This window comes from Shimia sp. Alg240-R146, assembly GCF_947331465.1.
Taxonomy (GTDB): Bacteria; Pseudomonadota; Alphaproteobacteria; order Rhodobacterales; family Rhodobacteraceae; genus Shimia.
Genome location: NZ_CAMZOK010000003.1, coordinates 664,387 through 676,335, shown reverse-complemented (window position 1 = coordinate 676,335; position 11,949 = coordinate 664,387). Strand labels below are relative to the sequence as shown.

The following is an 11,949-nucleotide window of genomic DNA, read 5'->3' as shown; positions in this document are numbered from 1 at the left end:
AAAATCAATCCTGAAATCGTTTGGCGCACCGTATGAATCCAGAACGCCTTGGGCAAGGATGGAAAACCTGCCCAAGGGGGTGACGCAGGGTGAGCTTAGCTGAGCGCGTCTTTGAATTTGAGGAAGCGCGCGTCGGTCATGACGCGTTTGTTCATCGCCTCGCGCAGGGCGCCGATGGTTTTATAGGGGCGCATCACAACTTCGAAGTGTTGAATTTCGCCAGCATCGTTGAGTGTGATCAAGTCGACGCCCACACAATCGAAGTCACCAACTTTGCATTGGAATTCCAAAGCCCAATCGTTGTCGCCGCCCATCACGCGGCGGTAGCGGAAGTCTTGGAACACCTGACCGACATGGCCAAGCACTGCTGCAGCCGCGTCGCGGCCCGTCCAAGTGGCCCAATAGGTGGGGGGCTGGAATGTCACGTCTTCGGCGAGCAGGCCTTTGATGTCGTCTTCGTTGCCCTTGGCGACAACTTCCTGCATTTTCACGATGGTTGGGTGCATGTCTCTCTCCCTTGGGATCTGTATATCTGATCAGTGCTCAGATTGCCGAGTGCGTGGATCAAAGCAAGACTGACGTTGGGTTGCCGACGCGGGGTCAAAACCGTATGTCGGGGCCTATGACCCAATCTGTTGAGCCCCCAGCCGAACCTCGCCATTCCGATATCACACCGTATGAGCCGCCTATGGGGCCGCTTGCAGTGTTGCATGAGGACAGCGATGTTGTGGTTGTCGACAAGCCGTCGGGGCTTTTGTCGGTGCCGGGCCGGGGCGCGCATTTGGCGGATTGTTTGATCACGCGGGTGCAGGCGGCGTTTCCGACGGCGTTGTTGGTGCACCGACTGGATCGGGACACATCGGGGGTGATGGTGTTTGCCTTGACCGCCCATGCCCAGCGGCATCTGTCGATGCAGTTTGAGCAGCGCAAGACGCGCAAGACCTATGTGGCGCGGGTTTGGGGGCAAATGACCGAGAAGACCGGTACGGTGGATTTGCCGCTGATTGTGGACTGGCCGAACCGGCCGCTGCAGATGGTGGATCACGAAAATGGCAAACCGGCGATGACGGAGTATCGCGTGCTGAAGGTTGGCGACACCGAGAGCCGTGTACGCCTGTTTCCAAAGACCGGGCGGAGCCATCAGTTGCGGGTGCATATGCTGGCGTTGGGGCATGTGATTCTGGGCGATCCTTTGTATGCCAAGGGGGAGGCGCGGGCGTTTGAGCGCTTGATGCTGCATTCCGAGGAGTTGCGGTTCAATCATCCGGAAAGCGGTAAAGGCATGTCGTTTCGGGCTAAGGCGCCGTTTTAGGCAGGTTTTTAGGGGCGTTGCCCCTCTGCGCCTTTGGCGCATTCACCCAAAGGTATTTGGAGAAAGAAAAAGCCGGGGGCGTGTTGCGATCTGGGACTCGCAATGAGAACAAAACGTGAATATTATGCGTTGCGTTATGGTCGCAGAGCTTTGCATCACGTCTAATTTCACGTTTCTCACCGGGGGGTCGCATCCGGAGGAGTATATGCGCCGTGCGGCGATGGTCGGGATTGAGGCGATTGCGATTGCGGATGTGAACAGTGTGGCGGGTATTGTGCGTGCACATACCCAAGCGCGTGAAATTGCGCGTAAAGTGGGCGAGCGGCGGCGGGCGGATGACGCAACGGGTTTGATTGGGCCGCCGCGGCCTGAGGGGGTTGCTGCACCACCGAGTGCGCCGATTTATGCGACGCCGCGGTTGATGCCTGCGGCGCGGTTGGAGTTCGGCGATGCGCCGCCGGTGACGGTGATCCCCGAGAGCCGGCAGGGCTGGGCGAGCCTGTGTCGTATTTTGTCCAAAGGGCGGCTGAGGGCGGAAAAAGGCAGCTGTATCCTCAATCTGTCGGATTTGGTGGATTTTGCGCAAGGCTTGCAGGTGATCCTGCATCCGGCGCAGCAGGGACTGGCGGGGGCGTGCGGCGCGAGTGGATGGGAGACACATGTGCATCGCCTGACGCGCCGCTTTGCTGGCAAAATGCAGCTTGGGTTAACGCCTGCCTATGATGGCGAGGATGGCGCGCGGTTTGCGGCCCGCGCAGCGGAGGCGGCGCGGATGGGGATGCCGTTGGTGGCGACGGCGGCACCGGTGATGCATCAGGGGCAGAGACGGCGGTTGGCGGATGTGCTGAGCGCTGTGCGGCTGGGCTGTCGGGTGGATGCATTGGGCCGTGGGGCGCAGGCCAATGGCGAGCGGCGGTTGCGGTCGGCATCCGAGATGGCGCGGTTGTTTGCGGGCTATGAAGAAGCTTTGGCGCGGACAGACTGGTTGCAGGCGCAGTGCACGTTTTCGTTGGATGAGCTGCGCTATGAATACCCCAGCGAAGTGGCGCGCGGGGAGACCGCCACAGAGCGGCTGCACCGGCTGGCCTTTGAAGGGTTGCGCTGGCGGTATCCGCAAGGGGCGTCGGAGAAAGTGCGGGCCATGTTGGCCCATGAGCTGGCGTTGATTTCCAAGCTGAATTACGAGCCCTATTTCCTGACGGTGCGCGATGTGGTGGCCTTTGCCCGCAGTCGCGATATTCTGTGTCAGGGGCGGGGAAGTGCTGCGAATTCAGTGGTTTGTTATTGCCTTGGCGTGACGTCGGTCAGCCCCGAGATCGGCACGATGGTGTTTGAGCGGTTTGTGTCTGAGGCGCGCGATGAGCCGCCGGATATTGACGTGGATTTCGAGCATGAACGCCGCGAAGAGGTGATCCAACACATCTATGAGCGCTATGGCCGGCATCGTGCGGGGCTGTGTGCGACGGTGGTGCATTACCGTGGCAAGCGCGCGATCCGTGAGGTGGGGCGCGCGATGGGGCTGACAGAGGATACGATCAGCGCGCTGTCCTCGCAGTTGTGGGGCTTCTTTTCCGTCGATGCGGTGCAGGATGAGCGCATGCGCGAGATCGGCTTGGACCCTAACGACAGGCGCTTGGCGCAGACCATGGACCTTGTGCATGAGATCATCGGCTTTCCTCGGCATCTGTCCCAGCATGTGGGCGGGTTCATTATGACCGAGGGGCGGTTGGATGAATTGGTGCCGATCGAGAACGCCAGCATGGAGGATCGCACGGTCATTTGTTGGGACAAAGACGACATCGATTCACTGGGGATTTTGAAGGTCGATGTGCTGTCGCTAGGCATGCTGACCTGCATCCGCAAGGGCTTTGATTTGTTGGAGCAGCATCACGGGATGGAGTTGGCGTTGGCGACGATTCCGCCTGAAGATCCAGTGGTTTACGACATGCTGTGCAAGGCCGACAGCGTTGGGGTGTTTCAGGTGGAGAGCCGCGCGCAGATGAACTTTTTGCCACGTATGAAGCCGCGCAATTTCTATGATCTGGTGATCGAAGTGGCGATCATCCGACCGGGGCCCATTCAGGGCGATATGGTGCATCCCTATATTCGGCGGCGCAATGGCGAGGAGACGGTGAGCTTTCCGTCAGACGCGCTGGGCGAGGTCCTTGGCAAGACGCTGGGTGTGCCGTTGTTTCAGGAACAGGCAATGCAGATTGCCATCATCGGGGCGGGGTTTTCGCCAGAGGAAGCCGACCGATTGCGGCGGTCTTTGGCGACGTTCAAGAAACATGGATCTGTGTCGGAGTTTCAGGATCGGTTCATGCGCGGGATGCGCAAAAACGGCTATGAGGAAGACTTTGCCGCGCGCTGTTTCAGCCAGATTGAGGGGTTCGGATCCTATGGGTTCCCCGAGAGCCATGCCGCGTCTTTTGCGCTGTTGGTCTATGCCAGCGCGTGGATCAAATGCCACCATCCAGGCATTTTTGCCTGCGCGCTTTTGAACTCGCAGCCGATGGGATTTTATGCGCCTGCCCAGATAGTTAGGGATGCACGCGAGCATGGCGTCGAGGTGCGGGCCGTGGATATTAACGAGAGTTTTTGGGACAATGTGATGGAGCCTGACGGGCGCGGTGGGTTGGCGTTGCGGCTTGGGTTTCGCCAGATACGACGGCTGCGTGAAGAGGATGCGGCGTGGATCGCGGCGGCGCGGGGCAATGGCTATCAAACAGTTGAGGATGTGTGGCGGCGTGCAGGCATTGGGCCGCATGTGTTGACGCGCTTGGCGGAGGCGGATGCCTTTGCGTCGTTGGGGCTGAAGCGGCGGGAGGCGTTGTGGGAGACCAAGGCGATCAATTCCGAAAAGCCCCTGCCGTTGTTTGCAGGCGATATGGATGGTGAGGGCATCATGGAGCCTGCGGCACATCTGCCTGAGATGAGCATGGGCGAGCAGGTGGTGGAGGACTATGTGTCGATGCGGCTGACGCTGCGCAAACACCCTGTCGCGCTGTTGCGGCATCTGTTGACGCCGGGGGAGCCGAACCAAGGGTTAATGGATTGATCTAGAGCAGTTTTCAGGGTCTGCAAAGCAGCAGTGTCACGTCGGTATTGCGTCGGTACGATATGCGTTTTGGGGCCGGCAAATGGCGCGCGCGTTGCGGGCAGACGACGAAGGGTGACGCAGAGCCTTCGCAGGCTATGGTCGTTTTTGCCAAACCGAGATGTGGCTGCGGCTGAGATTGGTGAAGGGCGCGCGGGACCAGTCGGACCAACGGTGTTCAAGCTGCATGCCGGCGATGCGGGCCATGAGGTCCATCTCGGCGGGCCACGCATAGCGGAACGGCACAGAAAGATGTTCGGCCCGCGCGTCGCGCAGCCAGATATGGTGAGAGGTGTAGGTCTGGGTGGTGACGTCGAATTCATCCACGCCCCAGTGGTCGGCGTCATTGGCAAAGGGCAGACGGGTTTCGCCCAACGGCAGGCGTTGCAGCGGCGGGATCAGGGTTTCAATCACAAACCGCCCTCCCGGCGAAAGGTGGGCTGCGGCGTTTTCAAAACAGGCGACCTGCGCGTCTTGCGTGGTCAGGTTGTCGATGGTGTTGAAGACCAGGAAGACCAATGAGAAGGCGCCGGGCACGCGGGTTGTGGTCATGTCGCCGACAGTCGTGGGAATCTCCGCTCCGCCCGGTTTGGCGCGCATCTTGGCCACCATCGGTTCAGAGAGTTCAATGCCGGACACAGCCACGCCGCGTTTTGCCAAAGGTAGGGCAATGCGACCTGTGCCAACGGCGAATTCCAGCGCCGGTCCGTCACCGGCAAGGTCGGCCAATGTGTCGGCGGTTTGTGCGATCAATGTGGTGTCGGTGCCACCGTGGGTCGCGTCATAGGTTTCAGCGACGTCGGCATCAAAAAAATTGCGCATTGGATCAACTCGGACAAAAAGCCAAGATAAGGCCACGCAGCCGGCCTTCCGTCAAGCGAGGCGTGCGAAAGCAAAGATGTGCCGGACCCGCGCCCTTAGAGATCGCAGGTGTACAGGCTGACCGACAGGCCGCCGTGGGCGACAGAGACAAAGGGGGCCTCCATCGGCAGGCCGGTGGATTTGGCTAAGCCTTTGTCAGTTGTCACAAGACCAACGCGCCATCCGGAGAAGTGCTTTTTGAGCGCGCTGCCCAAGCTGGCATGCAGCGAGAACAGAGGCTTCTTGTCACCAATGCGCGAGCCGTAAGGCGGGTTCACGATCACGATGCCTGGGGGGGCATCGGGCGGGGTGATGTCGCCTGCGGACATCTTGGTGAACGTACAGAGATCAGCGACGCCAGCGCGGGTTGCATTGTCTTGGGACATGCGGATCGCGCCTGCATCGCGGTCGGAGCCAAAAAAGCGCGCGGTTGGCGCAGTTGTGGCGTCCGTGGCGCGCAGGGCGGCGTAGGCTTCCATGTCAAACGTGGCGAGATGTTCAAAAGCAAAGCTGCGTTCGCGGCCCGGCAAAAGGCCAGCGGCGATTTCGGCGGCTTCGATGACAAAGGTGCCAGAGCCGCACATCGGGTCCAGCACGGTTTGCGTGCCATCATAGCCCATCTGACGCAAAAACATTGCGGCCATAGTTTCGCGCAAGGGCGCCTTAGCGACGGCGGCTTTGAAGCCGCGTTTGTGCAGGCTGTCGCCAGAGGTATCCAACGAGAAGGTAACCATGTTGTTGTCGATGCGCACCTTGATGGTGATCGGCGCATCTGGCGAAATGGTCACGCCAATCGCCTCGCGCAGGGCGTTTTCGATACGCTCTTGCGCGGCGCCCGCGTGATAGATTTTCGACTTTTGCGTGGTGACGTCCACCTTTACCGGCACATCGGGGCTTAGGAACGTGAGCCACGGCAGATCTGCGGTGAGGTTTTTCAGCCCCTCAAGTTGGATCGTCTGAAAGGAACCGACGCGGGCCAGCACTTTGACCGCGCCACGCAGGGTCAGGTTGGCGCGCCAAACGTCGTGCCAATTGCCGCGAAAACGCACACCGCCGGGCATCATCTTGGGCTTTTTGAAACCGGCTTGGGTCATTTCAGCCGCTAGCGGCTTTTCCAGGCCGGGGGCGGTGGTGACGAAGATCTCGAACTTGGGGGGTGCTTGGGTCATAGGGGCGGTTTAGCGGGAAAACGCAGCGGCTGCGAGGGGGAAACGGCAGGGAGGTACACACTCGGCGTGGGTTTGCGGACAATTGCGGGCGATCGGTACACGCCTTATGGACAAGGGGTGATCCGCGCGGTATCCCGTCCCCGCTATGGCGAAGAAAAAGAAAGATACGGATCCCAACTATAAGGTGATCGCCGAGAACCGGCGGGCGCGGTATGATTATGCCATCGACGACGATCTTGAAGTTGGCATGATGCTGTCCGGGTCCGAGGTCAAATCCCTGCGCGAAAAATCTGGCAACATCGCCGAGAGTTATGCAGCGGTGGAAGACGGTGAACTCTGGTTGGTGAATTCCTATATCGCGCCATACGAGCGGGCGATGTTTCCGCACCTGGAGCGGCGCAAGCGCAAGCTTTTGGTCAGCCGCAAAGAGCTGTCGAACCTGTGGAACGCAACCCAGCGCAAAGGCATGACCTTGGTGCCGCTGGTGATGTATTTCAATCACAAGGGTCTTGTGAAAATGAAGATCGGCATCGCTAAGGGTAAGAAAAATCACGACAAACGGGCTGATGATGCCAAGCGTGATTGGGGTCGCCAGAAACAGCGGTTGCTACGCCACGGCGATTGAGGCGGCCTTGTAGGCGGTGAGCCACAGCGCATCGACCCGGGCCAGTTCGGCCGCATCAAATTGATCTTGGACTTTCCAGTAACGGCCGTCAGGTGCCGCGTAATCCAGCGCCGCTTCCTGTGCGCGGGCGGCAGCGATGCCATGAAGATCCGCAAGCTTAGGGCGGGGGGTGCGTTTCACATCCTCTGGTGACAGGCGTGGAAACACCAGACGGCTGGGGTCCTTGGACAGGTTCACACAGGCGCATCCTTGCTCGGCGGCCAAAAGCGCCAGACGTGCGGATTTGGCCTCAAGAGATTGCAAGGTGATGTCGTCGCGCAATGGGTCTGCTGTGCCGGTGCCATAAAAATGCGTGCTGCCCGCGCTGGCGTACATCATATCGCAGCCCATGAAGGCCATAACGCGCGGCTTCAGTGCGCCAAGCGCCCAATAACCGGCGGTAAAGGCCATGGTGCCACCGGCGTAAACGATGCCGCCAAAGGCGTTTTGTTGCGGGATGTAGTGCGTGTAATCAACCAGCTGCTGGTCTTCGCGCAGGTCGAGCGGGCGGCGCTCTTCGGGGAAATCTTCGGGGTGGATCAGATGGGTCCAGTCCGGCCTTACGGCCCATGCGTTGTTGATGGCCACGATGTGATCGAAATGCGCGCGTGGCCAAGGGGCCGCCTCTACCGCATTGGGGGCGCTGCCAAGGATCAGGGCTGTGGAACAACTGGCGGACATAACGGCCTCCGCGATCGGGCGATTTACAGGGTTTGCTTAAAAGAAACTACGCGCAGTTGAAGAAAATAGATCAGATTTACAAAGGTTTGGAAACACGATGCGGCACTTAAGGCGGGGAGAAGTGGTGAGAATTCCCCTTATGTGACTTTGAAGCCGCAGCCTATGTAGCGGCAGGCGACAGGCCCGCCCCAACAAACAATGATTCAATCAAGGCCTGAAAACGAAGGGACGTATGATGGAACTTTTGATTTCGCTGATTTCAGGCGCTGTGGGCGGCAATGCAGCTGGTAAGCTGGTGGGCAAGATTGATCAGGGCCCGCTAATCAACTCGATTTCGGGTATTGTTGGCGGTGGCCTTGGCGGTCAGGTGCTGAGCATGATCGGCGCCGGTGGGCTTGCGGGCGGTGGCATGGACATCGCTGGCATCATCGGTCAGGTCGCCAGCGGTGGCGTAGGCGGCGGTGTTGTGCTGGCGATCGTCAGCGTTGTGCGCAACGCGCTTGCAAAATAACGCCTTTGGTGCGGCCTGTTGGGGTCGCACCCTTGCCTCTCTCCTCCCCCGGATGTAGGCATTCAGATGACTCTGGATTGGCCGCGCAACAATCGTGCGTGGCGGCGCAGAACGAGGGGGATAGAATGGCTTTGGACGATCCGAAAACGCTGGTCTCAACGGAATGGTTGGCCGCGCATCTGAAGGATCCTGATCTGCGTGTTCTGGATGCGAGTTGGTATCTGCCGGCGATGGGGCGCGACCCCAAAGCGGAATACGCTGAGGCGCATATTCCGGGAGCGCGGTTTTTCGACATTGATGACGTGTCTGACGCCCGCAGCGAGATGCCGCATATGGTGCCGCCGGTTGAAAAGTTCATGTCCCGCTTGCGGGCCATGGGCGTGGGCGACGGGCATCAGGTGGTGGTTTATGACGGCCACGGGATTTTCTCGGCGGCCCGCGTCTGGTGGTTGTTCCGCCTGATGGGGCAAATGAACGTCGCTGTGCTGGACGGTGGCTTGCCGAAATGGATCAAAGAAGGACGCGACACGGATGACCTGCCGCCAATGGTGCGCGACCGGCACATGACAGTGCGGCGTCAAAACCATATGGTGCGCGACGTGACGCAGGTGGCGCAGGCCGCCAAGCTTGGCGATCATGAGGTCATCGATGCCCGCGCCGCACCGCGGTTTCGCGGCGAAGCGCCGGAGCCACGCGAAGGATTGCGCAGTGGGCATATTCCGGGGTCAAAGAATGTGCCGTTCGGGACCTTGCTGACTGAAGATGGTACCATGAAGTCGCCGGATGACTTGCGCGCGGTATTTGAAGCGGCGGGTGTGGATGTGTCCAAACCGGCGATCACAACATGTGGATCGGGCGTCACCGCCGCGGTCCTGAGCCTCGCCATGGAGCGGTTCGGCAAGTCCGATCATTCGCTTTATGACGGATCCTGGGCGGAGTGGGGCGCGTTTCCCACCATGCCCGTAGCCACCGGAGAAACCTGATGCTCACGAACCTCAAAGAGCAACCCAAAGACAAAATCCTCGGCCTGATGGCCCAGTATCGCGAAGACCCACGCGCCACCAAGGTGGATCTGGGTGTGGGTGTGTACAAAAACGCGCAGGGCGTGACGCCTGTGATGCGCGCTGTGAAAGCGGCCGAACGCAAGCTGGTGGCTGAGCAGGAAACCAAGGCCTACACCGGTCTGGCGGGCGATCCGGCCTATTCGGCGGCGATGTGTGATCTGTTGCTGGCCGACAGCGTGGATCGTGCGCGCATTGCGGCGGCGGCGACACCGGGCGGCACAGGCGCTGTGCGGCAGGCGTTTGAGCTGACCAAACAGATGAGCCCGAACGCACGGGTGTTTGTGTCTGACCCGACGTGGCCGAACCATGTCAGCATTCTGGGCTATCTCGGCATCGAGGTGGTGAAATATCGCTATTTCGACGGGGAAACCCGCGCGGTGAATTTTGATGGCATGATGGAAGATCTGGCGGATGCGACGGCGGACGATGTGATCTTGCTGCATGGCTGCTGTCACAACCCGACGGGTGCAAACCTGAACCTGACGCAGTGGCAGTCGGTGATCGATCTGATCCTCGACAAAGGCTGTCTGCCGATGATCGACATTGCCTATCAGGGCTTTGGTGATGGTCTGGAAGAAGACGCCGCGCCGACCCGTTTGGTGGCGTCACAAGTGCCTGAGCTGCTGATCGCGGCGTCCTGTTCCAAGAACTTTGGCATCTATCGTGAGCGTACCGGTCTGTTGATGGCCATCAGCAAGGACGCGGCGGATACGCCGGTGACGCAGGGCAACCTGAACCACCTGAACCGACAGAACTTCTCGTTTCCACCCGATCACGGTGCGCGGGTTGTGACCACGATCCTGACAGATCCCGAGCTGAAGGCCGATTGGATGGCCGAGCTGGAAGAAACCCGTTTGGGCATGTTGGCGCTGCGCCAGCAGTTGGCCGATGAATTGCAGCGTTTGAGCGGGTCGGACCGGTTTGGCTTCCTTGCGCAGCACCGCGGCATGTTTAGCCTGTTGGGCACGACGCCTGATCTGGTGGAGAAGATGCGCGTGGACAATGCGATTTACATGGTGGGCGACAGCCGCATGAACATCGCGGGCCTGAACAAAGACACCATCCCGACGCTGGCACAGGCGATCATCGACGCAGGTGTCTGATTGGGTTTGCGAAGAAAATTGAGGCGCCCCGCTTGGTGAGAGTGGGGCGTTTTTGTTTTGGGGGTGGGGGAGCGGCGAAGGTCGGTTTTGAGCCCAGAGTCCTAGATTCTGGACGCCACACAAATGACCTGAATCCGCACAAAGCTGTCGTTCGACCTTTTTCAGCCCCGATTTAAGGGGAAGCTCACGCCGACGCCGGGTTTTCCCGAAAGCGGCCATTGGCTGCTGGCCTCCGTCGCGTGACAAAATGTTGTCAGTACGCAAATGCAAATACACAAATTTGTGTGAAGCGAAGATTCTTATTGAACCTCTAGTTGGTGTAGGTTGTACCTGTCATATGGAGCATGCGGCACATATTACGCAAATTGACTATTAGGACGGAGACAAGTTCAATATGCTGACCAGACGCCATTTCATCGCGACCACTACTGCACTTTTCTCAGCGCCGCTGGCTTCGCCCGCTTTTGCCAATACATGGCCAACGGCGTCACAAAAGGCTGCTTGGGACGCGCAAGTTACTCCAGAAAACTTCGTTCTTGAAACATCTAACCCATGGGATCTTGCACCGCGTTTCCTTCCGCAACGGGTCGAGGCACGGGATGGGCTGGCGCCTGGCGATATCCACGTCGATGCTGTCGCAAGATATCTCTACCACATCGAAGAGGGGGGCACGGCGATGCGCTACGGCGTCGCGATTGCGCGCGGTAATCTTTATGAACCGGGCACTTATACCGTGCGCCGTCTGGTCGAATGGCCGCATTGGACACCGACCCAATCGATGATCGAACGTGACCCTGAGAACGCGCGATGGGCTGACGGCATGGAGCCTGGTCCTACAAATGCCCTCGGCTCTCGTGCGATTTACCTCTACGTCGGGCAGCGCGATACGTATTTGCGTATTCATGGCACGCCTCACCCCAGATCGATTGGCGGCCGCGCGAGTTCAGGCTGCGTGCGGATGGTGATGGCGCATATCAATGCGCTGTATCCAAATGTCGAAATCGGCTCAACTGTATATCTCTACTCCGCTTCGGACAGCGTGGTCTCCACCAGCTAACAGTCAAAGCATCGTCGATGACTGCGAACAAATGAAGACAGCTCTGATGAATTCAGGGCCGTTTTTGTTTGTTATGCCTCTGCGGGCTGTTGAATGCAGATGGGACGGTTGTCAGCAGTCCGAAGCGGCAGAGGTGTCTTTTCAACCGGGCCATTGTGCATGTACCAATAGCAACTGTCTTCAGGACGCAGGAAGGCTGACATGAGGTCTTGGTTGGGTCCTGCAATAGCAATCACTTCCTCAGGAATGGAAGGTGTCGGGCTTGCGTCTTGAGGCTCGGTCATGGTGACCGCGCAAGCGCTCACGAGCGGTATGAGCGTGAATACGGCTGCATTTCGCTTGATCATCTTTTGGCTCCCTTTACCCAAGTATTGTTGCTTCGCTGATATGATGAAAGCCAGACGATATTCAATCGTTCCCGCCTTCGGCC

General features: G+C 59.2%; 12 protein-coding genes. 7 read left to right on the top strand and 5 right to left on the bottom strand.

All coding sequences use genetic code 11. The features are described 5' to 3' along the window. Positions 1 to 95 precede the first annotated feature (95 nt). The gene (locus tag PG871_RS18985) at positions 96 to 506 is read right to left on the bottom strand and encodes a nuclear transport factor 2 family protein (RefSeq protein ID WP_270732430.1); all 411 of its coding nucleotides are present in this window, start codon (positions 504 to 506) and stop codon (positions 96 to 98) included. 116 nt (positions 507 to 622) lie between these two features. Between PG871_RS18985 and PG871_RS18980 the strand changes: the two genes are divergently transcribed. Both PG871_RS18980 and PG871_RS18975 read left to right on the top strand, forming a co-directional pair. Then, positions 623 to 1,312: an RluA family pseudouridine synthase gene (locus PG871_RS18980; protein ID WP_270732427.1), complete on the top strand. Its 690-nt coding sequence runs from the start codon at positions 623 to 625 to the stop codon at positions 1,310 to 1,312. A gap of 136 nt (positions 1,313 to 1,448) precedes the next feature. Beyond that, positions 1,449 to 4,370 (top strand): error-prone DNA polymerase, encoded by a 2,922-nt coding sequence (locus PG871_RS18975; protein ID WP_270732747.1) that lies wholly within the window; start codon positions 1,449 to 1,451, stop codon positions 4,368 to 4,370. A gap of 135 nt (positions 4,371 to 4,505) precedes the next feature. Here PG871_RS18975 and PG871_RS18970 read toward each other — a convergent pair whose 3' ends face one another. Continuing rightward, positions 4,506 to 5,231, bottom strand: a complete 726-nt coding sequence (locus PG871_RS18970) for a class I SAM-dependent DNA methyltransferase (RefSeq protein WP_270732425.1) — start codon at positions 5,229 to 5,231, stop codon at positions 4,506 to 4,508. A 95-nt stretch (positions 5,232 to 5,326) separates the two neighbouring features. Continuing rightward, positions 5,327 to 6,439 (bottom strand): THUMP domain-containing class I SAM-dependent RNA methyltransferase, encoded by a 1,113-nt coding sequence (locus PG871_RS18965; RefSeq protein ID WP_270732423.1) that lies wholly within the window; start codon positions 6,437 to 6,439, stop codon positions 5,327 to 5,329. Between the two features lie 145 nt (positions 6,440 to 6,584). On the opposite strand from PG871_RS18965, the gene smpB reads away from it, so the two are divergent. After that, entirely contained in the window at positions 6,585 to 7,064 is a 480-nt protein-coding gene (gene smpB / locus PG871_RS18960; RefSeq protein ID WP_054003057.1) for an SsrA-binding protein SmpB, read from the top strand. Here smpB and PG871_RS18955 read toward each other — a convergent pair. After that, positions 7,047 to 7,784: a hypothetical protein gene (locus PG871_RS18955; protein ID WP_270732420.1), complete on the bottom strand. Its 738-nt coding sequence runs from the start codon at positions 7,782 to 7,784 to the stop codon at positions 7,047 to 7,049. The two genes, smpB and PG871_RS18955, sit on opposite strands and share 18 nt — an antisense overlap. 235 nt (positions 7,785 to 8,019) lie before the next feature. On the opposite strand from PG871_RS18955, the gene PG871_RS18950 reads away from it, so the two are divergent. The 4 genes from PG871_RS18950 (at position 8,020) to PG871_RS18935 (ending at position 11,519) form a co-directional block, all read left to right on the top strand. Then, on the top strand, positions 8,020 to 8,295 hold the full coding sequence (locus PG871_RS18950; RefSeq protein ID WP_270732417.1) for a hypothetical protein: 276 nt from the start codon (positions 8,020 to 8,022) through the stop codon (positions 8,293 to 8,295). A 125-nt stretch (positions 8,296 to 8,420) separates the two neighbouring features. Then, positions 8,421 to 9,278 carry a 3-mercaptopyruvate sulfurtransferase gene (sseA, locus tag PG871_RS18945; RefSeq protein ID WP_270732414.1) on the top strand — a complete coding sequence of 286 codons (858 nt, stop codon included), beginning with the start codon at positions 8,421 to 8,423 and terminating at the stop codon, positions 9,276 to 9,278. After that, positions 9,278 to 10,462: an amino acid aminotransferase gene (locus PG871_RS18940; RefSeq protein WP_270732411.1), complete on the top strand. Its 1,185-nt coding sequence runs from the start codon at positions 9,278 to 9,280 to the stop codon at positions 10,460 to 10,462. Before sseA ends, PG871_RS18940 begins: the two co-directional genes overlap by 1 nt. Positions 10,463 to 10,856: 394 nt before the next feature. Beyond that, the gene (locus tag PG871_RS18935; protein ID WP_270732409.1) at positions 10,857 to 11,519 is read left to right on the top strand and encodes a L,D-transpeptidase; all 663 of its coding nucleotides are present in this window, start codon (positions 10,857 to 10,859) and stop codon (positions 11,517 to 11,519) included. 71 nt (positions 11,520 to 11,590) lie between these two features. Here PG871_RS18935 and PG871_RS18930 read toward each other — a convergent pair whose 3' ends face one another. Further along, entirely contained in the window at positions 11,591 to 11,866 is a 276-nt protein-coding gene (locus PG871_RS18930; protein WP_270732407.1) for a hypothetical protein, read from the bottom strand. Between the last annotated feature and the right edge of the window lie 83 nt (positions 11,867 to 11,949).

What these genes read in the sequence shown, in the direction of transcription:
- PG871_RS18935 (WP_270732409.1), top strand. Translation starts at nt 10,857, where the DNA reads ATGCTGACCAGACGCCATTTCATCGCGACCACTACTGCACTTTTCTCA.
- smpB (WP_054003057.1), top strand. Translation starts at nt 6,585, where the DNA reads ATGGCGAAGAAAAAGAAAGATACGGATCCCAACTATAAGGTGATCGCC.
- PG871_RS18955 (WP_270732420.1), bottom strand. Translation starts at nt 7,784, where the DNA reads ATGTCCGCCAGTTGTTCCACAGCCCTGATCCTTGGCAGCGCCCCCAAT.
- PG871_RS18980 (WP_270732427.1), top strand. Translation starts at nt 623, where the DNA reads ATGACCCAATCTGTTGAGCCCCCAGCCGAACCTCGCCATTCCGATATC.
- PG871_RS18965 (WP_270732423.1), bottom strand. Translation starts at nt 6,439, where the DNA reads ATGACCCAAGCACCCCCCAAGTTCGAGATCTTCGTCACCACCGCCCCC.
- sseA (WP_270732414.1), top strand. Translation starts at nt 8,421, where the DNA reads ATGGCTTTGGACGATCCGAAAACGCTGGTCTCAACGGAATGGTTGGCC.
- PG871_RS18975 (WP_270732747.1), top strand. Translation starts at nt 1,449, where the DNA reads ATGGTCGCAGAGCTTTGCATCACGTCTAATTTCACGTTTCTCACCGGG.
- PG871_RS18940 (WP_270732411.1), top strand. Translation starts at nt 9,278, where the DNA reads ATGCTCACGAACCTCAAAGAGCAACCCAAAGACAAAATCCTCGGCCTG.
- PG871_RS18970 (WP_270732425.1), bottom strand. Translation starts at nt 5,231, where the DNA reads ATGCGCAATTTTTTTGATGCCGACGTCGCTGAAACCTATGACGCGACC.
- PG871_RS18985 (WP_270732430.1), bottom strand. Translation starts at nt 506, where the DNA reads ATGCACCCAACCATCGTGAAAATGCAGGAAGTTGTCGCCAAGGGCAAC.
- PG871_RS18950 (WP_270732417.1), top strand. Translation starts at nt 8,020, where the DNA reads ATGGAACTTTTGATTTCGCTGATTTCAGGCGCTGTGGGCGGCAATGCA.
- PG871_RS18930 (WP_270732407.1), bottom strand. Translation starts at nt 11,866, where the DNA reads ATGATCAAGCGAAATGCAGCCGTATTCACGCTCATACCGCTCGTGAGC.